Origin of the sequence: Kitasatospora sp. MAA19, from assembly GCF_029894125.1 — a bacterium.
Lineage (GTDB): Bacteria > Actinomycetota > Actinomycetes > Streptomycetales > Streptomycetaceae > Kitasatospora.
In genome coordinates, this window is sequence record NZ_JARXYZ010000004.1 from 417,328 (window position 1) to 442,775 (window position 25,448).

Consider the following 25,448-nt stretch of genomic DNA (forward strand, 5'->3'; position numbering starts at 1 on the left):
CCCCGGCTGCGGGAGCGCCCTCAACGCTTCCCCGGCGCTGGACTCCACTCTGCACCGAGGCAATTGACGTTCAATAAACGTCCGATTGTCAGTCCGCAGATCGGCGAAACCGCAGGTCAGTCATTCCACCACGGCGCGCCATGCGGCGCGCGGAGACCGGTCGCACCACCCCCACCCGCACCGTCGTGCTTCCGCAACCCGGTCCACACCGGCCCAAGCATGACGAGTTGGCTGGAAAGGGACCCCATGGCGCAGAGATCACGCCTATTCTCAGATGCCAGTACACACACGAGTGTCTGCCGGCAGCGTGTGGGCCGGCGAGGCAGGGCGGGCGCCGGGGCGGACGGCAGCCCGCTCCCGTGAGGCCGCGTGCAGCCGGCCGGAGGCCACGGGTGGAAGGGTGCCTCTCGATCGTGACGACCGGACAGATATCCGACGCGTTCCCCGTCGACGAGGACGCGGGAGACGACGAGCCCGACGTACGGCGGCGCCGGGCGGCACGTGCCCTGCAGGCGGTCGCCTTCGACACCATCGGCGCCGGGTACGGCGAGGCCTTCCCGGCCAAGGACGGGCAGCTGGCCTGCGGGCGGCAACTGCTGGCCGAGCTCGAACCCGGGGCGCGGGTGCTGGACGTGGGCTGCGGCACCGGGGACCCGACGGTCCGCCAGCTGGTCGCGGGCGGGCTGCGGGTGACCGGGATAGACCTCTCGGACGTCATGCTCGCGCTGGCCAGGGAGGCCCGCTTCCCGGGTGCACACCCACCGGAGTTCCATCGGATCGACCTGTTCGATCTGGCCACCGAGCGCGCCGGGCAGGTCTGGAACGCCCCCGGGCTGGGGCCGCTGGGCAAGAACGGGTTCGCCGCCGTCACCGCGTTCTTCTCGCTGATCCTGCTGCCGCAGGACGAGATCCCGACCGTGCTCGCCCGGCTGCGCGAACTCCTTCGGCCGGGCGGACTGCTGGCGCTCGGCATGGTCGAGGCGGATCTGGATCACGTTCCGCTTCCGTTCCTTGGCAGAGAGCTGCGGATCAGTGGGTATCTGAGGGAGGATCTGGAGCGGGTTCTGGTCACGGCGGGCTTCTCCGTCGAGGAGTGCTCGGGTCATCCGTACGCGCCGGCCAGTACCGCGCTGCCGCCGGAGGAACAGCTGTTCCTGTGCTGTCGACGCGTCGGCTGACCGACCGGACGGCAGCAGCGTCCGCCAGCAGAACACCGCAGACCACCGCAGAACCCCACCGAATCCAGGACAGGCAGCCCGTGCGCGACCAGCTCAAGACCGAGGCCGGACAGCCGCCTGCCGTCCCGGGCCAGCGCGGCGGGCTCCCGGCGCCGGCGCACGCTCCGGCCGGCCACCCGAACCGTGAGGACGTGGCGGGCCGGCTCGGCTACCTCGATTCGGCGACCCGGCGGATCAACAGCGCGCTCGACCTGTCCGCGACGCTGCGCAACATCGGCCGGGTGCTGGTCCCGACCCTGGCCGACGCCGCCGTGGTCCACCTGCGCGACCCGCTGCCCAACGTCGAACGCGAACCCGGCTTCCCGGACGAGCTGCGGATCCACCACAGCACCGGCACCCGGATCGGACGGCGCGGCCGGCCGAGCGGCGCGGACGACCGGCACCGCTCCCGGTACGGCTCCCGCTCGGCCGCCGACACCGGCCCCGCCACCCCGGTGACCCGCGGCGGGGCGCTCGCGCACGCCCTGCTGAGCCGCCGCCCCGCCGAGTCCGCGGTGCTCGGCACGCCCGGCGCCGAACGCACCGAGGCGCTGCTGCGCGAGCTGTACGGCACCCGCGGGCTGGCCCGGTTGGCGGCGGGCACCTCGGTGCTGGCCCTGCCGTTGCGCGGCCGCAAGGCCGTCCTCGGACTGCTGGTGCTGATCCGCCGCCCTCCTGAACGCACCGGCCGGCCCGCCTTCGACGCCGCCGACATCGCGACCGCCGCACACCTCGCCACCCAGGCGGGGCTGGCGGTGGACACCGCGCTGCGGTACGCCCGCGAGTGGGAGATAGCCAACGAACTCCAGCGCAGCATGCTGCCGTTGCGCCTGCCGCAGCCGCACGGCGTCCGGCTGGCCCAGCGCTACCTGCCCGGCGAGCGCGGCGCACAGGTCGGCGGCGACTGGTACGACGCCGTACCGCTGCCCGGCAACCGGGTCGCCCTGATCGTCGGCGACGTGATGGGCCACTCGCTCACCTCGGCCGCCATCATGGGCCAACTGCGCACCAGCGCCCAGACGTTGGCGGCCCTCGACCTGCCGCCGCACGAGGTGCTCTACCACCTGGACGAGCAGGCCCAGCGGCTCGGCCGCGAGCAGCACCTGGCGACCTGCGTGTACGCGGTGTACGACCCGATCGCCAACCGGGTGGTGCTGGCCAACGCCGGGCACGTCCCGCCCGTCCTGGTCCGACCGGACGGGACGGCCGAGTTGGTGGAGCTGGACTCCGGGGCACCGATCGGGGTCGGCGGGGTGGACTTCAACTCGGTCGAACTGCCCGCGCCTCCCGGCTCGGCCCTGCTGCTGTTCACCGACGGCCTGGTGGAGACCCGCAGCCGCCCGATCAGCGACGGCCTGGAGGTGCTCCGCGCCCGGATCGCCGCCGCCCGCTGGCAGTCCCCCGAACAGCTCTGCCAGGAGGCGCTGCGGATCCTGCCGCCGGGCGACCGCGGCGACGACATCGCCCTGCTGGGCGCGTGCTTCGACGGCATCCCGGCCGGGGACGTCGCGCACTGGTACCTGCAGCCGCGCAACGAGACGCCCGGTCGGGCCCGTCGGCTGGCCGCCCACACGCTGCGCCGCTGGGGGCTCGGCGAGCTCAGCGAGGCGACCGAGCTGATGGTCAGCGAGCTGGTGACCAACGCCGTCCAGCACGCGACCCGCCCGGTCACCCTGAGCCTGGTGCGCACCACCCGGCTGCGCTGCGAGGTCGGCGACGACAGCCCGCTGCTGCCGCGGCCGCGCCGCACCGGGCCGGAGGACGAACGCGGCCGCGGCCTGCAGATAGTGGCCAGGTGCGCCGACCGCTGGGGCGCCACCCGGCTGGGCACCGGCAAGGTGGTCTGGTTCGAGCAGCGCCTCCCCCAGCCGTCCGCCGAGCAGCGGCAGCCCTAGGGCCCGCGCGGGCGCCCGGCGGGAGCGGCCCGCCGAGCGCCCGGACCGCGGTTCAGACCCCGACCGGCTCCTTCGCCGGCCGCTCCTCCAGGCGAGCGATCAGCTGCTCGCCCTCCATGTCGACCCGCGGCACGACCTTCTCCAGCCGCTTCGGGAACCACCAGGCGGCCCGGCCGAACAGCGTCATCGCGGCCGGCACCAGCGCCATCCGCACCACGAAGGCGTCCACCAGCACGCCCACCGCGAGGGCGAAGCCGATCGGCTGCACGATCGGGTCGTGGCCGAAGACGAACGAGCCGAACACCGACACCATGATCAGTGCCGCCGCCGTGACCACCCGGGCGCCGCCCCGCACCCCGGCCACGACCGCGTCCCGCGGCGCCCTGCCGTGGACGTACTCCTCCTTCATCCCGGAGACCAGGAACAGCTCGTAGTCCATCGCCAGCCCGAACAGCACGCCGATCAGCAGGATCGGCACGAAGCTCACCACCGGCCCGACCTTCGGCACGTCGATCAGGCCGTCCAGCCAGCCCCACTGGTAGACCGCGACCACCGCGCCGAGCGAGGCGGTGATGCTGAGCAGGAATCCGGCCACCGCCTTGAGCGGGACGAGCACCGAGCGGAACGCCAGCGCCAGCAGCACCACCGCGATGCCGACGATCACCGCGAGGAACGGCGGCAGCGCCTGGCCGAGCTTGGTGGAGACGTCGATGTTGGCGGCGGTGGTGCCGGTGACGGCGATGTCCGCGCCGGTGGCGGACTTCAGCGACTCGCGCTGGTCTCGGATCTCGTTGACCAGTGTCCTGGTGCCGGCGTCGTCCGGCCCGGTCTGCGGGATGACGGTCAGCAGGGCGGTGCCGCCGGTCCGGTCGACGGTCGGGGGCAGCAGCGTCCGCACGCCCGGCAGGGTCTGCAGCCGGGCCGCCACGCCCTGCACCGCCTGCTCCGGCCGCGGCGCGCCCTGGGCGTCCACGACGACCACCAGCGGCGCGTTGAAGCCCGGCCCGAAGCCGGCGCCGACCAGGTCGTAGGCCTTGCGCGCGTCGGTGCCGGCGGCCTGCGAACCGCCGCCCGGCAGGCCGAGGTCGAGGCTCGCGGCGGGCACGGCGAGCAGGCCCAGCCCGGCCAGTCCGGCGAGCAGCACCGCCAGCGGGCGGCGGACCACGAAGCGGGCCCAGCGCTCGCCCAGGGTGGTGCGGCCGTCGGGGCGGGTCTCGCGGTGCAGCGCCCGCTTCCGGACCGGCAGCCGGTCGATGGCACGGCCGGCGAAGCCGAGCAGCGCGGGCAGCAACGTGATCGCGACCAGGACGGCGACCACGACGGCGCCGGAGGCGGCCAGGCCCATCACGGTCAGGAAGGGGACGCCCGCGACGGCGAGCCCGGCGAGCGCCACGACGACGGTCAGGCCGGCGAAGACGACGGCGCTGCCGGCGGTGGCGGTGGCGCGGGCGGCGGCCTCGTCCGGCTCCAGGCCCTCGTCCAGGTGGCGGCGGTGCCGGGAGAGGATGAACAGCGCGTAGTCGATGCCGACGGCGAGGCCGACCATCAGCGCCAGCACCGGCGCGGTGGTGATGATCTCGAACGAGCCGGACAGCGCCATGATCGCGGCCAGCGCCGCGCCGACCCCGACCAGGGCGGTCAGCAGCGGCAGCCCGGCGGCGACCAATGAGCCGAGGGTGACCACCAGGACCACCCCGGCCACCACCAGGCCGATCACCTCCCCGCCGTCGACCTGCGCCATCTTGTTGTACGCGTCGCCGCCGAAGGCGACGTCCAGCCCGGCCGCGCGGGCCGGCTCGGCGGCGGCCCTGACGGCCTCGCGCTGCTGGTCGGTGACGTCGGCGAGCTTGTGGTCGAACGAGACCAGGGCGATCGCGACCCGGCCGTCCGGCGAGACGGCGCCGGTGGCGTACGGGTCGGGCACGGCGGCGACGCCCGGGACGGCGGCGATCCGGCCGACCGCCTCGCTGACGGCCCGGCCCGCCTCGGGCGCGGTGGCGCCGCCGGGCGCGGGGGCCGCGAAGACGACCTGGGCGGAGCCGTGGGCCTGCTGCGGGAAGGTGTCCTTGATCCGGTCCAGGGTGGTCTGCGCCTCGGTGCCCGGCACCTTGAACTCGTCGCTGGTCTTGCCGGCGAACGCCCCTGCGGCCCCGCCGAGCGCGATCAGCACGGCGATCCAGACGGCCAGCACCGCCCGCCTTCGCCGGAAGCAGTAGTGGCCCAGTCGGTAGAGGTACGTGGCCATGGGTGACCCCTCGGTCAGGTCGTCGGGCAGGCAGGTGCCTGAAGCAGGTCGCGCTCCACCGTACGCGCAACCTTGTCAGGTGACAAAGTTGTCCGACCGAATCAAGTGACAGAATCGTTCGACACAGTTATCCGACCATGGCGATACCCTGGCTGGATGGCTCATGTCCCCGCCTCCGAACGCCGTCCGCAACTGGTCCAGGCCGCCCTCGACCTGATGACCCGGGAGGGGGTCGCCGCCGGCAGCACCCGCGCGATCGCGGCCGAGTTAGGCGTGGCGCAGGCGACGGTGCACTACACCTTCGGCACCAAGAAGGACCTCTACCGGGCCGTCGTCGAGCAGCTGACCGCCGAGTTCATCGGCCACGTCCGCGCCTCCTACCCGGGCGACGGCTCCTTCGGCGAGCAGGTCGGGACACTGGTCCACGCGCTCTGGGAGAGCTCGACCGGCGAGGACGGGCGGTGCGTGCTGCTGAGCGAGTTCGCGGCGCTGGCGATGCGCGACCCGGACCTGCAGGAGATCATGCGGGCGCTCCAGCACGGGATCGAGGGCACCGCGGCGGAGATGCTCACCGCGCTCGCCGACGCGCACGGCCTCCAACTGGCCATGCCCGCCCGGGAGATCGCCGTCCACTTCCTCACCGGCTTCGACGGCCTCACCGACCGCTACCTGGCGCTGCGCGCGCCGGGCGAGCAGCCCGACCCGGACACCCTGCGGGCCCTGGACCTGCTGGTGGCCACCACGGTCGGGCTCTGCCTCGGCGCCCCGGCGAGGCCGTAGGCCCTCGGCGGCAATTCCGGGGGCCCGGAGACCAGGGAGCCAGGGGGCTAGGAGACGATCCGGACCGGGAGTTCGGCCAGCACCTCGCGCAGCGCGACCGCGAAGCGTTCGTACTCGGCACTGCGCGCCGAACCGGGGCGGGTGGCCAGCCCGATCCGGCGGCCGGGCGCCGGGGCGGCGAAGCGCACGGCGGCCAGCCGGTCGGTGCGGCCGGCCTCGACGTCCAGCGCGGTGGCCGGCAGCAGCGTCACCCCGAGGCCGCCGGCGACCAGTTGCACCAGGGTGGACAGACCGGCCGCACGGGTGGTGGAGCCCGTCGGATCGGCGCCGACCTCGCGGCAGATGTCGAGGGCCTGGTCGCGCAGGCAGTGGCCCTCCTCCAGCAGCAGCACGTCCAGGTCGAGCAGCACGTCGCGCGGGACGTCGATCCGCCCGGCGAGCGGATGGTCGGGCGGGGTGACCAGGACGAAGTCCTCGTCGAACAGCGGGATGTCCCGGGTCGGGGAGACGCCGCCGGCCGGGAGTGCGAGCAGTAGGACGTCCAGCCGCCCGGCGGCCAGTCCCTCCAGCAGCGAGGGCGTGCGCTCCTCGTGGACGTGCAGCTCCAGCTCCGGGAAGCGGTCGCGGACCAACCGCAGCACGGTGGGCAGCAGGTAGGGCGCGACGGTCGGGATGACACCGAGGTGCAGCGGCCCGGTGAACGGGCGGCGGGCCGCGTCGACCTCCTCGGTGAGGGCCTGCAGCGAGGCGAGCACCCGGCGTGCATGCTCGCGCACGCGCTCCCCCAAGGGAGTGATAATCACCCTGCGCGTCGTACGCTCGACCAGCTGCGCGCCCAGCGACTCCTCCAGCGCCGCGATCGCCCCGGACAGCGCCGGCTGACTGGTCCCGGTGGCAGCGGCGGCCTCCCGGAAGTGCCGGTGCTCGGCGACCGCGAGGAACGCCCTGAGCTGGGCGACGGTCGGCGTCCGGGGGCTGCGGACTGTGGCGCTCGCCACAACGGACTCGGGCCTGGCGGCGGCACCCCTGCGGGGCCGGGGCCGGGACGTGGGAAGTTCGGTACTGATAGCCATCTCCGATCAGACACATCCAGTCTAGCTATTTCCCTGATCAGTCCACGATGTGGAAACGTAGGACGTGTCCGGAATCCGGACAAACTCCCCTCAGTCTCACTTCAGGAGAAGCGAACGTGCTCACGATCGGTGACAAGTTCCCCGAGTTCGAACTCAACGCCTGCGTCGACCTGGACGCCGCGAACGCCTTCGCCGAGATCAACCACAAGTCCTACGAGGGCAAGTGGAAGATCGTCTTCTTCTGGCCGATGGACTTCACCTTCGTCTGCCCGACCGAGATCGCCGCGTTCGGCAAGCTGAACGACGAGTTCGCCGACCGCGACGCCCAGATCCTCGGCGTCTCCGGTGACTCCGAGTTCGTGCACCACGCCTGGCGCAAGGACCACAAGGACCTGCGCGACCTGCCCTTCCCGATGCTGGCCGACGTCAAGCACGACCTGATGCGCGCCTGCGGCGTCGAGGGCGCGGACGGCACCGCCCAGCGCGCGGTGTTCATCGTCGACCCGAACAACGAGATCCAGTTCGTCATGGTGACCGCCGGCTCCGTCGGCCGTAACCCCAAGGAGGTCCTGCGGGTGCTGGACGCCCTGCAGACCGACGAGCTGTGCCCGTGCAACTGGACCAAGGGCGAGGACACCCTCGACGCCCAGGCCCTGCTGGCGGGCTGACCCATGGCCCTCGACGACCTGAAGGCCGCCCTCCCGGACTACGCCAAGGACCTCAAGCTCAACCTGGGCTCGGTCATCGGCAACTCCGACCTCCCCGCCCAGCAGCTCTGGGGCACCGTGCTGTCCTGCGCGATGGCCACCCGCAGCGCCGGTCTGCTGCGCGAGCTGGAGCCCGAGGCCAAGGCCAACCTCTCCCCGGAGGCGTACACCGCCGCCAAGGGCGCGGCCGCGATCATGGGGATGAACAACGTCTACTACCGGACGCTGCACCTGCTCTCCGACAAGGAGTACAGCACGATGCGCGCCGGTCTGCGGATGAACATCATCGGCACTCCGGGCGTCGAGAAGGTCGACTTCGAGCTCTGGTGCTTCGCCGTGTCGGCCATCAACGGCTGCGGCCAGTGCCTCGACTCGCACGAGGCCGTCCTGCGCAAGGCCGGCGTCGAGCGCGAGGTCGTCCAGGCCTCGATGAAGATCGCCGCCGTCCTGCAGGCCGTGGCCGGCGTCCTCGACGCCGAGGCCGCCCTGGCCGACGCCACCGCCTGACGGACCCGCGCCAACGCCGACGGGCCCCTTCCGGACACCACGTCCGGAAGGGGCCCGTCGGCGTTGTCAGCTCTCCGCGGGCGGGGCCGCGGCACTGCGGCCGGCGGCTTCGCGGGCGGCCTCCAGCGCGGTGAAGACGGCCTGACCGGCCTCGTTGCGCCGGCGCAGGTGGGTGATCACGGTGTTGGTGACGGCGATCAGGGGGACGGCCACCACCGCGCCGCCGATGCCGCCGATGATGCCGCCGGCCGCGACGCCGAGGACGACGCCCAGCGGGTGCACCCGGACGGCGCGGCCGAGGATCAGCGGCTGGAGGATGTGGCTCTCGACCTGCATCACCGCGACCAGCACGATCAGCACCATCAGCGCCGTCCACGGCCCCTCGGTGACCAGGGCGATCAGCATCGCGACCGTGCCGGTGACGAGGGCGCCGACCAGCGGGACGAAGGCGCCCAGGAAGATGATCACGGCCAGCGGCATCGCCATCGGCACGCCCAGCAGATCGATGCCGATGCCGATGCAGACCGCGTCGATGAAGGCCACGCAGACGGTGCCGCGCACGTACGCGGTGAGCGTCGCCCAGGCCTTCGGGCCGGCGCCGGCCATGGCGAAGCGGGAGTGCCGGGGCAGCCCGCGCAGCGCCCAGTTCCAGATCCGCGCGCCGTCGTAGAGGAAGAAGAAGGTGGTGAAGAAGGCCAGCGCCACCGCGGTCAGCACCTCGACGGCGATCTGCGCACCGGTCAGGCTGGCCGAGGTGATCTGGTCGGTGTTGGTGGTGATCGCCTTGCCGATCTGGTCGGCGTAGTCGTTGATCTGCTGCTGGGTCAGGTGCAGCGGCCCGGTGCTCAGCCAGTCCCGCAGCGTGTTCACACCGTCCTGCACGCGACTGGTGACCTTCGACAGGTTGGTGGACACCTGCCAGACCACGAACCAGCCGACCAGTCCGATTCCGGCCAACCCGCTCAGGAACACCGCGCCCGCCGCCAGCGAGCGCGGCACCCCGTGCCGCCGCAGCCAGGAGACCGTCGGCTCCAGCAGCGCGGAGATCAGCAGCGAGGCCAGCACCGCGAAGGCGACCAGCCGCAGCATGTCGACGATGTAGAAGACGACGTAGAGCGCGGCGCCGAGCAGCAGCAGCCGCCAGGTCGACTCGGCGGCCACCCGCAGCCCCCAGGGCACGGCCTCGGCCGGGGTGGCGGGCCGGCCGGGGTGGTACTCCCGGCCGAGGCCGGCGGGCGCGGCCGACGCGGGGGTGGCCGAGGCCGCCGGGGCCGCCGGTTCGGAGGACGGCGCCGCGGCGGGCTCGGCCCGCGGGGCCGGGACCGGATCGGGCGCCCCGGCCAGCACGGGGACGGCGAGCTCGTGCGGGTCCGCCGTCATCGCGGCGCGCCGGCGCCGTTCGATCACGGCGGCCGCGCTCGCCACCACGGCCATGCCCTTGGCCACGGCCTTGAAGGCCTTTCCGCCCCGCGCCATCCTCGCTACCACCGCTCCCCTGCTGAGCCGCCGTGCCCGGCGGTACGCCGTGGGTCCCGCCACGGCCGTCAGGGATGACGCTACCGGGCGGGGGCGCGGCGAGTCCGACCCCCGGCGGGTTCGGCTCGAACAACCTCGTCACCAAACCGGGGCAAAACGCCAGATTTCAGATGGTTTCGGACCTGGATCGCTGGGGAGGAGTCGGGACGAGACCCCGGGGAGGGCGAGATCCCGGCCTCAGCGGTCCCGGCCGCAGACCAACTGTCGGCGGACCGGCCGGTGCGGGAAGCAACCAGGACCCCTTCCCGCGCCCCGCGTCCGCACCCGGGCCCGCACCGCCCGTGGGCGCACTGGTCAGCGCAGCCCGGGCGGCGCGGCCCGACCCTCCGCCCAACCGGCGGGAAAGCGACGGCCCCCGGTCACTCGTCGGGTCCGACGAGCGACCGGGGGCCGTACGGAGTCCACCGCAGGGGGTGGTGACTCCTAGTACCAGTTGTGGGACTGCCAGAACGACCAGGCGCCGCAGGGGCTGCCGTAGCGGCTGTTCATGTAGCCCAGACCCCACTTGATCTGGGTGGCCGGGTTGGTGCGCCAGTCGGCACCGGCCGAGGCCATCTTGGTGCCGGGCAGCGCCTGGACCAGGCCGTACGCGCCGGAGCTCTTGTTGGTCGCGGTGTAGTCCCAACCGCTCTCGCGCTTCACGATCTGGCTGAAGCACTGGAACTGGGCGTCGTCGCCGACGACCTGCCGGGCGATGTCCTGGACCGAGCCGGGGCTGACCGAGACCGGCGGGGCGCTGTTGTCGGTGGCAGCCATCGCCGAACGGGCCTTGGAGCGGTTGGCGGCGGCCTCGTCGGCCTTGCGCTTGTCGTCGGCGGCCTTGGCCGCCTTCTCCGCGTCGGCCTTGGCCTGGGCGTCGGCCTTCGCCTGGGCGTCCGCGGCGGCCTTCTGGCGCGCGGCCTCCTCGGCGGCCTTCTGCTCGGCGGCGGCCTTGGCGGCGGCGTCGGCAGAGGCCTGCTGGGCGGTCGCCTGCTGGCCGATGTTGTCACTGATGGTCTGCGCCTGGGCGCCAGAGGGGACTTCGGCAAGCAGGGTCGCGCCGGCGACATCGACCGTCTGCGTCGTCTTGCCCTCGCTGCCCGAGGCCATACCCACGACGGCACCGACAGCGGTGACGGCGGTGGCAGAGGCCACAGCGACTCCCCGGACCGAGATCCGAGTCACATGGATTCCTTCCAGCATCGCCCACGCGTGACCGTGCGGACGCAACATGCCCCTTGACACTGACCTCCGCACGGTGCTCTGGTCACGGGAGGTACTGGCCCGGCGTCCGGTCGAGGTGAGGCGACCAGGCGTTGGAATCGGGCGGCGTACGGCTCATCGGTGTTCAATTGTCCGTCCACCGACCGGAGTTGGCGGACCATCCGGACTGGACTCCCGGGGTCCGGAAGCCCTGCCACGCCGTACGCGGGGCCTGACAGAACCCTCACCATGCCGCACCGGACGCTGTCGACGCAATTCCCGTTCGCGTGGCGCATGTCACATTCACCGCACGGGAGTTCCCCGGACGGAAAGCACTCGATGTGATGAAAGGGGTGAGGGCCCGCCTCGCCAGAAGCGGGCCCTGCACCGAGAATTGACCGTATTGTCCGACTGTGTCCTGGTCAGGGACGGATCACGGGTGGATGTCCTCCAGCATCTCCGTGACCAGCGCCGCGATCGGCGAACGCTCCGAGCGGGTGAGCGTGATGTGGGCGAAGAGCGGATGCCCCTTCAGCTTCTCCACCACCGCCACCACGCCGTCGTACCGGCCCACCCGGAGGTTGTCCCGCTGCGCCACGTCGTGGGTGAGCACCACCCGCGAGCCCTGGCCGATCCGGGACAGCACCGTCAGCAGGACGTTGCGCTCCAGCGACTGGGCCTCGTCCACGATCACGAACGCGTCGTGCAGCGAGCGCCCCCGGATGTGGGTCAGCGGCAGCACCTCCAGCATCCCGCGGGAGATGACCTCCTCGATCACGTCCGGGGTGGTGACGGCGGAGAGGGTGTCGAAGACCGCCTGCGCCCAGGGGCTCATCTTCTCCGTCTCGGAGCCCGGCAGGTAGCCGAGCTCCTGCCCGCCGACCGCGTACAGCGGCCGGAAGACCATCACCTTGCGGTGCTGCCCCCGCTCCAGCACCGCCTCCAGCCCCGCGCACAGCGCCAACGCGGACTTGCCGGTGCCGGCCCGGCCGCCCATCGAGACGATGCCGACGTCCGGATCGAGCAGCAGGTCCAGCGCCACCCGCTGCTCGGCGCTGCGCCCGCGCAGCCCGAACGCCTCGCGCTCGCCGCGCACCAGCCGGACCCGGCCGTCGCCGGTCACCCGGCCGAGCGCCCGACCCCGCTCCGAGGTGAGCACCAGTCCGGTGTGGACGGGCAACTCGGCGGCGCCCTCGACGTCCACCGCGGCGTCGTGGCCGGCCGCGAACAGCGCGTCCACCTGATCGGCCGGGACGTGCAGCTCAGACATGCCCGTCCAGCCGGAGGTGATCGCGAGTTCGGCCCGGTACTCCTCGGCGAGCAGACCCACCGAGCTGGCCTTGATCCGCAGCGGCAGGTCCTTGGAGACGACGGTGACGTCGTACCCCTCGGCCTGCAGGTTGCGGGCGACCGCGAGGATCCGGCTGTCCGCCTCGCCGCCGCCGACCCGGTAGCCGGCCGGCAGTATCGACAGGTCGGAGTGGTTGAGCTCGACCCGGATGGTGCCGCCGAGCTCGCCGACCGGGATCGGCTCGTCGAGCCGGCCGTGGCGGATGCGGTAGTCGTCGAGCAGCCGCAGCGCCTGGCGGGCGAAGTAGCCCAGCTCCGGATGGTGCCGCTTGGCCTCCAGCTCGGTGACGACCACCACCGGAAGGACGACCTCGTGCTCCTCGAAGCGCGTCATGGCGAGAGGGTCCGCCAGGAGCACGCTGGTGTCGAGAACGTACGTGCGCCGGTCTGGCGTCCGGCGGCTCTTGGAACTGACCACTAGGCCTCCAGAGCGGATGACCCTGCGTCATCCGCGGCAAGCCGGCCCCGCTGCCCCGGTGGCCTCGGGACCGGACTGCCTGGAGTATTCCCAGGCGAGGGGCGGTGCATTCGCGCCCCCGGCGAACTGACGGATCATTGCCGGTGAACGTTTGGCCTCACGCGGGCCCCGGGTAGGCCAGCCCTACGGCGGTCACTTCGGCGGTCAGAGGCCCAGTCGGCGGTTGCGCTGCTCGAAGGCGCGCAGCGCCCGCAGGAAGTCGACCTTGCGGAAGGCCGGCCAGTACGCCTCGCAGAAGTAGAACTCGCTGTGCGCGCTCTGCCAGAGCAGGAAACCGGACAGCCGCTGCTCGCCCGAGGTGCGGATGATCAGGTCCGGGTCGGGCTGGTTGCGGGTGTAGAGGTGCTCGGCGATGTGCTCGACGTCGAGGATCTCGGCCAGTTCCTCGATCGAGGTGCCGCGCCCGGCGTGCTCCTGGAGCAGCGAGCGGACGGCGTCGGCGATCTCGTGCCGGCCCCCGTAGCCGACCGCGACGTTGACGGTGATGCCGTCGATGTCGGCGGTCTCCTCGGCGGCCCGCTTGAGCACGTCGGCGGTGTGCTGCGGGAGCAGGTCCAGCGCCCCGACCGGGTGGACCTTCCAGCGGCGGGCGGCGGCCAGGCCGGTGACGGCGTCCTCGATGATCCCGAGCAGCGGGACGAGCTCGTCGGCGGGGCGGTCGAGGTTGTCGGTGGAGAGCATCCACAGGGTGACGACCGTGACGTGGGTCTCGTCGCACCAGCCGAGGAACTCGCTGATCTTGTCGGCACCGCGTTGGTGGCCGTACACCGTGGAGCCGCCGGCGGCCTTCGCCCAGCGGCGGTTGCCGTCCAGGATCACGCCGATGTGGTGCGGGGTGCGGGCGAGGTGGACCTCGACCCGGCGGCCGTAGAGCCCGTACATCCCGCCCAGCAGGGTTCGCAGCCCCGGCGTCCGTTCCGCGACATCGCGCAGACCCATGATTCCCGGCCCCTCCGTGCTCGTTCAGCTGGTGCGTCACCGCCCCGGCGCAGCCTACTCCGGCGGGCACGCGCACGGTAAAGCAGCAGGTAGCGGTCTGGTCACGGTCCTGTACGAAGTCCGTCCCGGCGGGCGTGTCGCGGGCCCGGCCGGGGCGCCGGGACGGCGGACACGGAACGGTCTCCGAATCCTTAAGGAATCCGTAAGCCGACTGTCCGATGCTTGACGACCGGCAATGGTCTAGTCCAGCTTTTGATCCAAGGCGGAACGCCCCCCACCCCGCCCCTCCCCCACGCACCACAGCGGACCTCCCCTCCCCCACACGCGGCCGCCGCGCCCCCCACCGCGGCGGCCGCTCCCTCCCCAGGAGTGTCATCCCATGGCCCGTACGCTGAACCAGCCTGCGCACAAGCGCCGGCGCAGCCCCCTCCCGGCCGTCGCGGCCGGCGCCACCGCCCTCGCCCTGGCCGGCGGCGGCCTGGCCCTCTTCGCCGGCGGCGCCAGTGCGGCGGTCGGCAACCTGGTCGCCAACGGCGGCTTCGACAGCGGGCTGGGCGGCTGGACCTGCGCCGGCGCGGCGACCACCGTCTCCTCCCCGGTCCACGCCGGCACCGGCGCGCTGCAGGCCACCCCGGGCGCCGGCGACACCGCCGAGTGCACCCAGACCATCAGCGTGCTGCCCAACACCAGCTACACGCTGAGCGCCTGGGTGCAGGGGCCGTACGTCTACCTCGGCGCGCGCGGTACCGGCGGCACCGACCCGTCCGCCTGGTCGAACCAGAACAGCTGGAACCAGCTGTCCACCACCTTCACCACCGGCGCGAACGCCACCAGCGTCACCGTCTACCTGCACGGCTGGTACGGCCAGAGCGCCTACCTCGCCGACGACGTCAGCCTGGTCGGCCCGGGCGGCACCTCCACGCCGAGCCCGACCGCCACGGCCACCCCGTCGCCGACCGCCACGGCCACCGCGACCTCCTCCGCCACCGCGACCGGCTCGCCGACGGCCACCGCGACCCCGACCCCGACGCCCACCCAGACCGCGACGCCGACCCCCACGGCCACCGCGACCGCCACCACCCCGCCGGCCACCGGCCTGCCCGCGCACGCGGTCACCGGCTACTGGCAGAACTTCGACAACGGCTCGACCCCGCAGCGCCTGAGCGACGTGCAGAACGCGTACGACATCATCGCGGTCTCCTTCGCCGACGCCGTGCCGACCCAGACCGGCGCGATCAGCTTCACCCTGGACCCGGGCCTGTCCAAGGCCCTCGGCGGCTACACCGACGCGCAGTTCCGCGCCGACATCAAGGCCAAGCAGGCGGCCGGCAAGAAGGTCATCCTCTCCATCGGCGGCCAGAACGGCGCGATCACCGTCGGCGACGCCACCGCCGGCAACACCTTCGCCAACAGCGCGTACTCGATCATCAAGGACTACGGCTTCGACGGCATCGACGTCGACCTGGAGAACGGCGTCCAGGCCGGACCGCTCGGCAACGCGCTGCACGCCCTGCAGGCCAAGGTCGGCCCCGGCTTCGTCCTGACCATGGCGCCCGAGACGATCGGGATGTACAGCACCTCCGGCGCCTACTTCCAGCTGGCGCTGAACACCAAGGACATCCTCACCGTCGTCAACACCCAGTTCTACAACTCGGGCGGCATGAACGGCTGCGACGGCAAGGTCTACAACCAGGGCACCATCGACTTCATCACCTCGCAGGTCTGCACCCACATCCAGGGCGGCCTGCGGCCCGACCAGGTCGGCATCGGCGTCCCCGCCTCCGCCAAGGCGGCCGGCGGCGGCTACGTCTCGCCGACGGTGGTGAACAACGCGCTGGACTGCCTGGCCACCGGCAACAACTGCGGCAGCTTCGTCCCGCCGGCCAAGTGGCCCACCATCCGCGGCGCGATGACCTGGTCCACCAACTGGGACGCCAACAACGGCAACGCGTTCTCCAACGCGGTCGGCCCGTTCGTCCACAAGATGCCGTAACTCCCCCCGGCGCGCCGCTCCTTGAGGGTGGGGCCGGCGCGCCGGCGGCGGGCCCGCCGTACCTGACCGGTACGGCGGACCCCTCCCGCGTCCGGGGCCCGGGCGGCGTCCGGAGGCCGCGTGCCGGGCGCTACCGGGCCAGCACCGCCAGCAGCGCACCGAGCAGCAGGAACGGGCCCACCGGGACGTCGAGTCCGCGCACCGGGCGCCGGCGGGCCAGCGCGGCGGCGGCCCGCAGGATCGCCCAGAACCCGGCCAGCACCACCGCGGCGAACAGCCCGCCCGCCGCCACCGGCCAGCCGTACCAGCCGAGCAGCCCGCCCAGGGCGAACCCCAGCGGGGAGTCCCCCGGGCCCAACCCGCCCAGCCAGACCAACAGTTCGAGCAGCGCACCGACCGCGCACGCCACCAGCAGGCAGCGCAGCAGCACCCCCGGCCGCCCCTCGGCCAGCGCCGCCACCGCCAGCAGCGCGGCCACCCCGCCGGCCAGCGGCAGGACCAGGCGGTACGGCAGCCGGCGCACCCGGGCGTCGACGAAGCCGAGCACCACGCCGAGCCCGGCCACCCAGGCCAGCGCCGCGACCGACGGCCCGGGCGCCGCGTACGCCACCACGACCGCGACGACGGCCGCCACCAGCTCCACCGACCAGGCGCCCGCACCCAGCCGCTCCCGGCAGCCCGGACAGCGCCCGGTCGGCGGCAGCAGCAGCACCTCGCGCCCGCACAACGGGCAGGCGCCGCACCAGGGTTCGCCCTCCGGCACGGCGAACCGGGCGACCAGCCCGCGCAGCAGCGGAGCCACCAGGATCGCGGCCAGCCCCGCACCGACTGCGGCTACCAGCACCGGCGCACCCCCTCTCGATCGACACCCGTACGGCCGTGCGGCGCCCGGCGACCGGGCGGGGCGCACCGGCCACATCATCCAACGGGGCGACGATCGTGGCGAAGACCCACGCGGCGGGCGCGCTGCCGGTGAAACCGGGTGCCGCCCATCTCGTCCCGGACGGGACCCCAGACCGATTTCCTCATGTACAGGGACATCCTGGACAGCACGCCCCTGGTTTGGAAGGTCGGCCGACGCCCCCGCCTGCCGATCCAAGGAGGCCGCTCCGGGCAGTCCGGCGCGCGCCCCCGGACGCGCGCTGAAGTGCCCGGATGTGCCCCTAGAGTAAGCAGTCATGCAGGTCATCCAGTCCAGCAAGCTCGCCCATGTCTGCTACGACATCCGCGGCCCGGTACTCGACGAGGCGATGCGGCTGGAGGACCAGGGCCACCGCATTCTCAAGCTCAACACCGGCAACCCCGCCCTCTTCGGCTTCGAGGCGCCGCCCGAGATCCTCCAGGACATCCTGCGCAACCTCGCGACCGCGCACGGGTACGGCGACTCCAAGGGCCTGCTCTCCGCCCGCCGCGCGGTGGTCATGCACTACGAGGACCGCGGCCTGCACGGGCTGGGCGTCGAGGACGTCTTCCTCGGCAACGGCGTCTCCGAGCTGATCCAGCTGGCCATGACCGCGCTGCTGGACGACGGCGACGAGGTGCTCGTCCCGGCCCCCGACTACCCGCTCTGGACCGCCTCGGTCTCGCTGGCCGGCGGCACCGCGGTGCACTACCGCTGCGACGAGCAGGCCGAGTGGTACCCGGACCTCGCCGACGTCGAGGCCAAGGTCACCGACCGGACCCGGGCGATCGTGGTGATCAACCCGAACAACCCGACCGGCGCGGTCTACCCACGCGAGGTGCTGGAGGGCATCGTCGAGATCGCCCGTCGGCACCAGCTGATCGTCTACGCGGACGAGATCTACGACAAGATCCTCTACGACGACGCCGAGCACATCCCGCTGGCCACCCTGGCTCCGGACCTCTTCTGCGTCACCTTCAACGGCCTGTCCAAGGCCTACCGGGTCGCGGGCTTCCGCTCCGGCTGGATGGTGCTCTCCGGCGACCGGAACCGCGCCCACAGTTACATCGAGGGCCTGGCCACCCTCGCCTCGATGCGGCTGTGCGCCAACATGCCCGCCCAGCACGCGGTGGCCGCCGCGCTCGGCGGCCGGCAGTCGATCCGGGACTTGGTGCTGCCCGGCGGGCGGCTGCTGGCCTCGCGCGACGCCGCGTACCGGCTGCTCAACGAGATCCCGGGGGTCAGCTGCGTCAAGCCCAAGGGCGCGCTGTACGCGTTCCCGCGGCTGGACCCGAAGGTCTACAAGATCAAGGACGACGCCCAGATGGTGCTGGACCTGCTGCGCTCCCAGCGCATCCTGCTGGTCCAGGGCACCGGCTTCAACTGGCCCGAGCCGGACCACTTCCGGCTGGTCACGCTGCCCAGGCCGGAGGAGATCACCGACGCGGTGACCCGGATCGGCGACTTCCTGAGCGGCTACGTCCAGCCCTGACCGGTCCTGATCGGTGGGCCGGTGGGCCAGTGCGCCGGTGGGCAGGAAAAGCACTACGGCCGGAGTCCCGGCCCTGGCGGTCTCCTTGGTCGGGGAAAGACCGCCCGGCGGAACTCCGGCCGTCCTGTCGCTCGGCGGGCGCGCGGTTCGTGCCGCGCGCCGGCCTCTCGCTCGCCTGAGGCTCAGGCTCAGCCGAGACGCGCGACCAGGTCCCGGTACTCGTCCCACAGCTCCTTCGGGGTGTGGTCGCCGAACAGCTCCAGGTGGGCCGGCACCAGCGCGGCCTCCTGGCGCCAGATGTCGGCGTCCACGGTGAAGAGCAGGTCGAGGTCTTCCTTCGTCAGCTTCAGGTCGCCGAGGTCGAAGCCCTCGACGGTCGGCAGCACGCCGATCGGGGTCTCGACGCCCTCGCCGGTACCCTCCAGGCGCTCGACGATCCACTTGAGCACGCGGCTGTTCTCGCCGTAGCCGGGCCAGACGAACTTGCCCTCGGCGTTCTTGCGGAACCAGTTGACGTAGTAGATCTTCGGCAGCTTCGCGGCGTCCGCCTGGGCGCCGACCTTCAGCCAGTGGGCGAAGTAGTCGCCCATGTTGTAGCCGCAGAACGGCAGCATCGCGAACGGGTCGCGGCGCAGCTCGCCGACGGTGCCCTCGGCGGCGGCGGTCTTCTCGGAGGCGATGTTGGCGCCGAGGAAGACGCCGTGCTGCCAGGTGAAGGACTCGGTCACCAGCGGGACGGCGGTGGCGCGGCGGCCGCCGAACAGGATCGCCGAGATCGGCACGCCCGCCTGGTCCTCCCACTCGGGGGCGATGGTCGGGCACTGCGCGGCCGGGACGGCGAAGCGGGCGTTCGGGTGGGCGGCCGGGGTGCCGGACTCGGGGGTCCAGTCGTTGCCGCGCCAGTCGGTGAGGTGCGCCGGGGGCTCCTCGGTCAGGCCCTCCCACCACACGTCGCCGTCGTCGGTCAGGGCGACGTTGGTGAAGACCGTGTTGCCCCACAGGGTGTCGATGGCGTTGGCGTTGGTGTCCATGCCGGTGCCGGGGGCGACGCCGAAGAAGCCGGCCTCCGGGTTGATGGCGTACAGCTGGCCGTCGGCGCCGAAGCGCATCCAGGCGATGTCGTCGCCGATCGTCTCGACCTTCCAGCCCGGGACGGTCGGCTGGAGCATGGCCAGGTTGGTCTTGCCGCAGGCCGACGGGAAGGCGGCGGCCACGTACTTGACCTCACCGGACGGCGGGGTGAGCTTGAGGATCAGCATGTGCTCGGCCAGCCAGCCCTCGTCGCGGGCCATGGTCGAGGCGATGCGCAGCGCGTAGCACTTCTTGCCGAGCAGGGCGTTGCCGCCGTAGCCGGAGCCGAAGGACCAGATCTCCCGGGTCTCCGGGAAGTGCGAGATGTACTTGGTGCTGTTGCACGGCCACGGCACGTCCGCCTGGCCCTCGGCCAGCGGGGCGCCGACGGTGTGCACGGCGCGGACGAAGTCGCCGTCCTCGCCGAGCTGGTCCAGCACCGCCTTGCCCATCCGGGTCATCACGCGCATCGACACGGCGACGTAGGCGGAGTCGGTGATCTCGACGCCGTACGCGGCCAGCGGGGAGCCGACCGGGCCCATCGAGAAGGGCACGACGTACATCGTGCGGCCCTTCATCGCGCCGCGGAACAGTCCCTTCTCGCCCTGGAAGACCTCCCGCATCTCGGCGGGGGCCTTCCAGTTGTTGGTCGGGCCGGCGTCCTTCTCCTGCTCGGAGCAGATGTAGGTGCGGTCCTCCACGCGCGCCACGTCCGTGGGGTCCGAGGCGGCGTAGTAGGAGTTGGGGCGCTTCTCCTCGTTCAGCTTCTTGAAGGTGCCCTGAGCCACCAGCAGGTCCGCGAGGCGCTGGTACTCCTCGTCGGAACCGTCGCACCACTCGACGCGGTCCGGCTGGGTGAGCTCGGCGATCTCGTTCACCCAGGCCAGCAGACGCTGGTGGCGGGTGGGCGCGGATGCGCTGAGAGCAGAGATCTCGTACGACACGATCGCTCCGTTTCACGCCATCTCGGCGAGGAGGTGGCGTAGCGGGGGTCTGAGGGTGCTTGCAGCGTAGCTCCGGCCTCAACGCCAAACTGCGGCGCAGCGTCGAAATTGACCCATCTTTTACTACAGTAAGTATGGTTACTGACTGGTAATAGGTCGTCCACATCCCGGCCGGGACGCCCCCGCGCCCACCTCGAATACTCCAAAACGTCCAAGAGTGATGATCACCACTTCCCTACGCCCCAGTAACCTACGGCGCCGTAGGTAGCGGGTAGCATGCTGCGCATGACTGCTGAGCTCGTCGAGAGCACGGAGATCGAGAGCGCGGAGCGCAAGCCGAAGTGGCGCGGCTGGCTGCACGCCGGGATGTTCCCCGCCACCGTCGCCGCCGGGATCGTGCTGATCTGCCTGGCCGACTCCACCCCCGCCAAGATCGCCTGCGCGATCTACTCGATCAGCGCCTGGCTGCTGTTCGGGGTCAGTGCGGTCTACCACCGCTTCGACTGGGGCCCACGCGGGGACGCCGTGCTGCGCCGGCTGGACCACGCGAACATCTTCCTGATCATCGCGGGCACCTACACGCCGTTCACGATCCTGCTCCTGCAGGGCGCCGCCCAGCAGGTGCTGCTCTGGGCGGTCTGGGGCGGCGCGCTGGCCGGGATCGCGTTCCGGGTGTTCTGGGTCGGCGCGCCGCGCTGGCTGTACACACCGGTGTACCTCGCGCTCGGCTGGGCCGCCGCCTTCTTCCTGCCGGACTTCCTGCGCACCGGCGGCGTCGCCGTCCTGGTGCTGATGATCGTCGGCGGGGTGCTCTACAGCATCGGCGGCGTGGTCTACGGGCTCAAGCGGCCCAATCCGTCACCGCGCTGGTTCGGCTTCCACGAGGTGTTCCACGCCTTCACCCTGGGGGCGTTCATCGTGCAGTACGTCGGGGTCTCACTGGTGGCGTACAGCGCGGTCGGCTGAACCCGGCGCGCCACGGCGGGCGGTCGCGCGGTCCACGGACCGGGCGACCGCCCGTTCCGCTGTCCAGGGGCGCTCGTGCGGCGCCCGGCCCTGCGGGCGGCGCGACGGGCGGTCCGCCACGCCGGCCTCCGGCCACGGCTCCGGCTCCACCCCCGGACGGGCGGCGCGGCCGCCCGCCTGCCGGGCGTCCAGCGCCTCGCGGGCCCGGCGGCAGCGCTCGCAGTGCGCGGCGTCCGGGGTCGTGGCCGACGGCCGGTGCCCGCGCGGAGCGGGCGGCTGATGAAGCATCCGCCAGCGCCGGCCGACGTAGACCATGAGCAGCAGCACCTCGACCCCGGCGACGGCCAGGACCAGCATCGCCCCGTTGATCAGGTAGGCCGCGACCACGGCGAGCGCGGACGCCACCACCACTGCCGCGCCCCACACCTGGGCACTCGACTCCCTGTCGGCCATTCGACTCCCCTTTCCCGGCGCCGGGCTCGTGGTCGGCTCCTGCCGCCCCACCCCTTCTCCGCTCTCGGCACGCGTCGGCCAGCACTGACCGATTGCCACATGGTATCTACCGTCCGTCACTCGGGGCTGCCCCAGGCGGCGAACGACAGATCAACGTTGCGTCAATTCCATGTGCGGAAGCAGCACTTCCAGGACACGCCACGGAGCGCGGTCGCGCGACCGCGGTGCGGTGACCACCGGGGGGTGAACCCGGGGCGTTCCCGGGGAAGCAGGGGTCCGTACGCACGACGGCGGGGCCCGGCCGTGTTGGCCGGGCCCCGCCGCGTCCCGCGCGTGGCGCGCCCGAGGGGCCCTACCCCCGTCGGGCGCCCGCCCTCCGCCGCAGGACCGCACCCGCGCCCACGAGCGCGGTGGCGCCCAGGGCCGCGGCCGCCGTCACGGCCGGCAGCACCGAACCGCCGCCCGCCGCCGGCTCCGGGTCGGCCGCCAACCGGTAGCCGCCGCCCTTGCCCTCCCGGTCGTACGCCGAGCCGGGCAGCTTGTCCCCGTACCGCTGGTGCACCAGCTTCTGGTACGCGGCCAGCGACACCCCGCCCGCGCCCACCGAGCGCCGGGCCTCGTCGTCCAGCGGCAGCACCCGGCCGTCGCGCAGCACGTACCAGGCGTTCACCTGCGGCTCGCGGAACGCGGTCCCGCCCCCGCTGCCGGCGGCCTTCGCCGCGTAGTCGCTCTCGTCGCCTCCGGAGGCGATGTTGACCACCCGCCAGGTGTCGCCCTGCCGGACCGTCCACACCGAGACCGCCTGCCCGTCCGCCGCGACCACCTTGCTCGCGGTGAACTCGGCCTTCGCCACCGGCGCGCCCGGGGTGCCGGCCACGAAGCCCGTGTCCAGGGTGTACACCGGCACGGTGTCCCCGGCCAGTCGCGGCGCGGCCGCGCTCGCCGCCTGCGCCTCCTCGGCCGCGCCGATGGTCAGCTGCTGGGTCGGCGGGACGCCCTTGCGGGCGAAGAAGTGGCCCACCTTGTCGAGGACGGCCTGGTCCTGGACCACGCCGCGGGCCTCGGCCAGGTCCGCGGCGGGCACCGGCACCGGGGCACCGGCCTGCCCGTCCGCGTGCGCGGCCGGGGCGAGCGCCAGCCCGAGGCCGGCGGCGAGCAGGGCGGTGACGGCGGCCCGACGGGCCTTTCCGAAGTCAGTCATGGTCGCCCCTCACGCGCCGATCCGGTACAGGGAGTGGGTCCACGAGAACGTGTCGTTGTTCACGTAGTACCCGTAGTCCGCCCAGTTGTAGCGGTAGTTGGACGGCCACGGGTCGCCCCAGTACACCCAGTTGTCGCCGGTGTCGTAGCCGTAGACGACGTGCATGTGCCCGCCGCCGGAGCTCCACTGGATCCGGGTCTCGATCGGCCGGTTCGCGTCCACCTCGGTCTGCACCGTGTTGTAGCGCAGGTACCCGGTGACGTACGAACCCGGGTTGATGCCGACCCAGTTCAGCCCGTTCTGCACATCGGCCAGCGAGGCCTGGCTGTTGGGGCAGCTGGAGTTGACCGAGCGGCCGAACGCGGCGTTGCAGAACTGGTTCTGGCTGTAGTTGTAGCCGAACCAGGTGGCGATGGTGTTCCCGCTCGCCGCCCAGCACCAGTTGGTCTGCTGTTGCTGCTGCATGGTGATGTTGAGCTTCTTGAAGGTGCCGGCCAGATCGGCCGTACTGCCGGGCGCCGCGGCCTGGCGGACCTGCGCCGAGCTGCGAGCCTGGACGGCGTCCTGGGTGGGGGCGGCGACCGCGGGAGCGTCCTGGGTGGGGGCGGCCACCGCGGGAGCGGCCACCGCGGCGGTCAGCGCCGGGCCCAGCACGCCGAGGGCGAGCAGTGAGACCGCGCGACGCAGCCGTATCCGTGGAACTGGCATGGGGGAGGTGCCTCCTTGCGCAAGCGGAGCGGGGTGCTGTGTGGGGGGCGCGGTCCGGATCGCGCCATGAGCATCGCGCCGTTGACAGAGGCGGGTCAACGGCCTTCGGAACGCCCCGGTTCGGATGTGAACGGCCGTCCCCCGCTGTGAACGCCACCCGGGAAACCCCCTCGCGGCACGCCGACCCGGATGACAAACGGCCGCCCGGATGTGAATATTCACGGTCAAACACGGTCTGCCCGCACCCGTCCCCCAGGAGGCCGTCATCCACCGCACCGACCAGGCCGACCTCGCCGCCGCCCTGCGCACCGGCCCCTTCCACCTCGCCCTGCGCACCGCCATCGCCACCCGCGGCCTCGCCCTCCACCGCATCCGCCGCCACCTCGCGCTGCGCGGCGTCCACGTCGGCCTCACCAGCCTCAGCTACTGGCAGCAGGGCCGCCGCCGCCCCGAACGCCCCGAATCGCTACGCGCCGTCGCCGCCCTCGAAGACGTCCTCGACCTCCCCGAACACTCCCTCACCCGGCTGCTCGGCCCCCGCCGCGCCGCCGACACCACCCCCGCCGCCCCGCCCGTACGCCCCTACCGCGACCTCATCTCCCCCGCCACCGCCGTCGACGACCTGCTCGCCACCATCGCCGGCCCCCGCGACACCGGCCTGCACACCATCACCCACATCGAACGCGTCCGCATCGGCCCCGACCGCCAACTCGCCCGCCGCGACTCCCAACACGCCCTGCGCGCCCACCGCGACGGCATCGACCGCTACCTCGCCCTCTACCAGGGCGACCCCGGCAGCGACATCACCCGCGTCGGCGTCCGCGCCGAGGAGAACTGCCGCCCCGGCCGCATCCGCCGCGACCAGGCCCACCACCTGCTCGTCGCCGAACTCCTCCTCGACCGCCGCCTACGCGCCGGCGACACCCACCTGCTCGGCTACGGCTTCGACGACGCCCCCTCGCCCGACCCCAGCTGCGAATACGTCCGCGGCTTCAACTCCGGCGCCGGCCAGTACGTCCTCCAGATCACCTTCCACCCCGCCGCCCTCCCCGTCCGCTGCCACCGCTTCGCCCTCCACTCCCCCGGCGAAGCCCCCTACGAGACCGAGGAGCTGACCCTCGACGGCCACCACTGCGTCCACCTCGTCGCGACGGCCCTGCGGCCCTGCCTGCTGGGGATCCGCTGGGACTGGGAGTGACGGCGGTCAGTGCGACCAGTACGGGTCGTCGAGGTCGGGCCCGGCTTCGTGCCCGGTCAGCCGCCCGCCGACCGGGGCGGGGCCGTAGCCCTTCTCGGGCTGGTAGCGGACCGTGAACACCTGTGCGGTCAAGCGCACCTCGACGAACGGCGAGGTCTCGGAACCGACCGTCGAGAGCGTGAACTGTGTTTCACCGCGGCCGGGGCACATCAGGTCGGTGTAGTGCTTCGCCTCGTATCCGACGACGTTCTCCTCACGCCGGCACCTCTCACCCCAGAGCTGCGTCATCTGGTCCAGCAACACCGGAATCCTCCCGGGGGCGACCTTCGTGCGAAGCGTGACCGAGGCCATGGCACGGGACAGCAGGCTCGGCTCACCGTCCGCATGCTCCGGATAGCGGTCCACGACGTAGACGCCGCCGAGATAGGCCACCGGCGGGGATATCGCGCCCATCGCCGCCCGCAGGGTGTCGTCAAGCTGCCCCTTCGCCTCGCGCGGGCTCAACTGGGCAGTGTCCCGATCCTTCAGGGCCATCGGCCCGTAGCCGGTGTAGAACAAGCCCGCCCCAGTGGCCAGTACTGCCACCGCCACCACGGAACAACCCAGCGCCCT

General features: G+C 72.6%; 21 protein-coding genes. 9 read left to right on the forward strand and 12 right to left on the reverse strand.

All coding sequences use genetic code 11. From position 1 onward, the window contains the following. Positions 1 to 413 precede the first annotated feature (413 nt). Positions 414 to 1,178: a class I SAM-dependent methyltransferase gene (locus tag P3T27_RS09805; RefSeq protein ID WP_280676471.1), complete on the forward strand. Its 765-nt coding sequence runs from the start codon at positions 414 to 416 to the stop codon at positions 1,176 to 1,178. 80 nt (positions 1,179 to 1,258) lie between these two features. Further along, positions 1,259 to 3,112 carry a SpoIIE family protein phosphatase gene (locus P3T27_RS09810; RefSeq protein ID WP_280676473.1) on the forward strand — a complete coding sequence of 618 codons (1,854 nt, stop codon included), beginning with the start codon at positions 1,259 to 1,261 and terminating at the stop codon, positions 3,110 to 3,112. A 52-nt stretch (positions 3,113 to 3,164) separates the two neighbouring features. Here the strand turns inward: P3T27_RS09810 and P3T27_RS09815 are convergent, their stop codons facing one another. Continuing rightward, positions 3,165 to 5,357, reverse strand: coding sequence for an MMPL family transporter (locus P3T27_RS09815; protein WP_280676475.1), 2,193 nt, complete (start codon positions 5,355 to 5,357; stop codon positions 3,165 to 3,167). A 156-nt stretch (positions 5,358 to 5,513) separates the two neighbouring features. Here P3T27_RS09815 and P3T27_RS09820 point away from each other — a divergent pair, with 156 nt between their 5' ends. Then, positions 5,514 to 6,137 carry a TetR/AcrR family transcriptional regulator gene (locus tag P3T27_RS09820; protein ID WP_280676477.1) on the forward strand — a complete coding sequence of 208 codons (624 nt, stop codon included), beginning with the start codon at positions 5,514 to 5,516 and terminating at the stop codon, positions 6,135 to 6,137. Between the two features lie 47 nt (positions 6,138 to 6,184). On the opposite strand, the gene P3T27_RS09825 is transcribed toward P3T27_RS09820, so the two are convergent. After that, a complete protein-coding gene (locus P3T27_RS09825; RefSeq protein WP_280676479.1) occupies positions 6,185 to 7,135 on the reverse strand; it encodes a LysR substrate-binding domain-containing protein in 951 nt (316 codons plus the stop codon). A gap of 191 nt (positions 7,136 to 7,326) precedes the next feature. On the opposite strand from P3T27_RS09825, the gene P3T27_RS09830 reads away from it, so the two are divergent. Further along, entirely contained in the window at positions 7,327 to 7,878 is a 552-nt protein-coding gene (locus P3T27_RS09830; RefSeq protein WP_063347991.1) for a peroxiredoxin, read from the forward strand. Between the two features lie 3 nt (positions 7,879 to 7,881). Then, the gene (locus tag P3T27_RS09835; RefSeq protein WP_280676482.1) at positions 7,882 to 8,424 is read left to right on the forward strand and encodes an alkyl hydroperoxide reductase; all 543 of its coding nucleotides are present in this window, start codon (positions 7,882 to 7,884) and stop codon (positions 8,422 to 8,424) included. Between the two features lie 66 nt (positions 8,425 to 8,490). On the opposite strand, the gene P3T27_RS09840 is transcribed toward P3T27_RS09835, so the two are convergent. The 4 genes from P3T27_RS09840 to P3T27_RS09855 all read right to left on the reverse strand — a co-directional run bounded on the left by P3T27_RS09840 (position 8,491) and on the right by P3T27_RS09855 (position 13,909). Next, positions 8,491 to 9,900 (reverse strand): AI-2E family transporter, encoded by a 1,410-nt coding sequence (locus P3T27_RS09840; RefSeq protein WP_280676485.1) that lies wholly within the window; start codon positions 9,898 to 9,900, stop codon positions 8,491 to 8,493. A 483-nt stretch (positions 9,901 to 10,383) separates the two neighbouring features. Next, the gene (locus P3T27_RS09845) at positions 10,384 to 11,142 is read right to left on the reverse strand and encodes a transglycosylase SLT domain-containing protein (RefSeq protein ID WP_280676487.1); all 759 of its coding nucleotides are present in this window, start codon (positions 11,140 to 11,142) and stop codon (positions 10,384 to 10,386) included. 433 nt (positions 11,143 to 11,575) lie between these two features. After that, positions 11,576 to 12,910, reverse strand: a complete 1,335-nt coding sequence (locus P3T27_RS09850; protein ID WP_280676489.1) for a PhoH family protein — start codon at positions 12,908 to 12,910, stop codon at positions 11,576 to 11,578. 204 nt (positions 12,911 to 13,114) lie between these two features. Then, positions 13,115 to 13,909, reverse strand: coding sequence for an isoprenyl transferase (locus P3T27_RS09855; protein WP_280676491.1), 795 nt, complete (start codon positions 13,907 to 13,909; stop codon positions 13,115 to 13,117). A 379-nt stretch (positions 13,910 to 14,288) separates the two neighbouring features. Here P3T27_RS09855 and P3T27_RS09860 point away from each other — a divergent pair, with 379 nt between their 5' ends. Beyond that, positions 14,289 to 15,902 (forward strand): glycosyl hydrolase family 18 protein, encoded by a 1,614-nt coding sequence (locus P3T27_RS09860; protein ID WP_280676493.1) that lies wholly within the window; start codon positions 14,289 to 14,291, stop codon positions 15,900 to 15,902. Positions 15,903 to 16,032: 130 nt separating this feature from the next. Here the strand turns inward: P3T27_RS09860 and P3T27_RS09865 are convergent, their stop codons facing one another. Next, the gene (locus tag P3T27_RS09865) at positions 16,033 to 16,746 is read right to left on the reverse strand and encodes a prepilin peptidase (protein ID WP_280676495.1); all 714 of its coding nucleotides are present in this window, start codon (positions 16,744 to 16,746) and stop codon (positions 16,033 to 16,035) included. A 334-nt stretch (positions 16,747 to 17,080) separates the two neighbouring features. Between P3T27_RS09865 and P3T27_RS09870 the strand changes: the two genes are divergently transcribed. Further along, positions 17,081 to 18,295, forward strand: a complete 1,215-nt coding sequence (locus tag P3T27_RS09870) for a pyridoxal phosphate-dependent aminotransferase (RefSeq protein WP_280676497.1) — start codon at positions 17,081 to 17,083, stop codon at positions 18,293 to 18,295. A 188-nt stretch (positions 18,296 to 18,483) separates the two neighbouring features. Here P3T27_RS09870 and P3T27_RS09875 read toward each other — a convergent pair whose 3' ends face one another. After that, the gene (locus P3T27_RS09875) at positions 18,484 to 20,310 is read right to left on the reverse strand and encodes a phosphoenolpyruvate carboxykinase (GTP) (RefSeq protein ID WP_280676499.1); all 1,827 of its coding nucleotides are present in this window, start codon (positions 20,308 to 20,310) and stop codon (positions 18,484 to 18,486) included. A gap of 276 nt (positions 20,311 to 20,586) precedes the next feature. On the opposite strand from P3T27_RS09875, the gene P3T27_RS09880 reads away from it, so the two are divergent. Further along, positions 20,587 to 21,276, forward strand: coding sequence for a hemolysin III family protein (locus P3T27_RS09880; protein WP_280676501.1), 690 nt, complete (start codon positions 20,587 to 20,589; stop codon positions 21,274 to 21,276). Here the strand turns inward: P3T27_RS09880 and P3T27_RS09885 are convergent. The 3 genes from P3T27_RS09885 to P3T27_RS09895 all read right to left on the reverse strand — a co-directional run bounded on the left by P3T27_RS09885 (position 21,247) and on the right by P3T27_RS09895 (position 23,638). Then, on the reverse strand, positions 21,247 to 21,729 hold the full coding sequence (locus tag P3T27_RS09885) for a hypothetical protein (RefSeq protein WP_280676503.1): 483 nt from the start codon (positions 21,727 to 21,729) through the stop codon (positions 21,247 to 21,249). The two genes, P3T27_RS09880 and P3T27_RS09885, sit on opposite strands and share 30 nt — an antisense overlap. A 352-nt stretch (positions 21,730 to 22,081) precedes the next feature. Next, a complete protein-coding gene (locus P3T27_RS09890; RefSeq protein ID WP_280676505.1) occupies positions 22,082 to 22,930 on the reverse strand; it encodes a hypothetical protein in 849 nt (282 codons plus the stop codon). Positions 22,931 to 22,939: 9 nt separating this feature from the next. Continuing rightward, a complete protein-coding gene (locus tag P3T27_RS09895) occupies positions 22,940 to 23,638 on the reverse strand; it encodes a papain-like cysteine protease family protein (protein WP_280676507.1) in 699 nt (232 codons plus the stop codon). Positions 23,639 to 23,903: 265 nt separating this feature from the next. Here P3T27_RS09895 and P3T27_RS09900 point away from each other — a divergent pair, with 265 nt between their 5' ends. After that, positions 23,904 to 24,836, forward strand: coding sequence for a hypothetical protein (locus P3T27_RS09900; RefSeq protein WP_280676641.1), 933 nt, complete (start codon positions 23,904 to 23,906; stop codon positions 24,834 to 24,836). Positions 24,837 to 24,842: 6 nt separating this feature from the next. Here P3T27_RS09900 and P3T27_RS09905 read toward each other — a convergent pair whose 3' ends face one another. After that, positions 24,843 to 25,421, reverse strand: coding sequence for a hypothetical protein (locus P3T27_RS09905; protein WP_280676509.1), 579 nt, complete (start codon positions 25,419 to 25,421; stop codon positions 24,843 to 24,845). Positions 25,422 to 25,448: the final 27 nt, after the last annotated feature.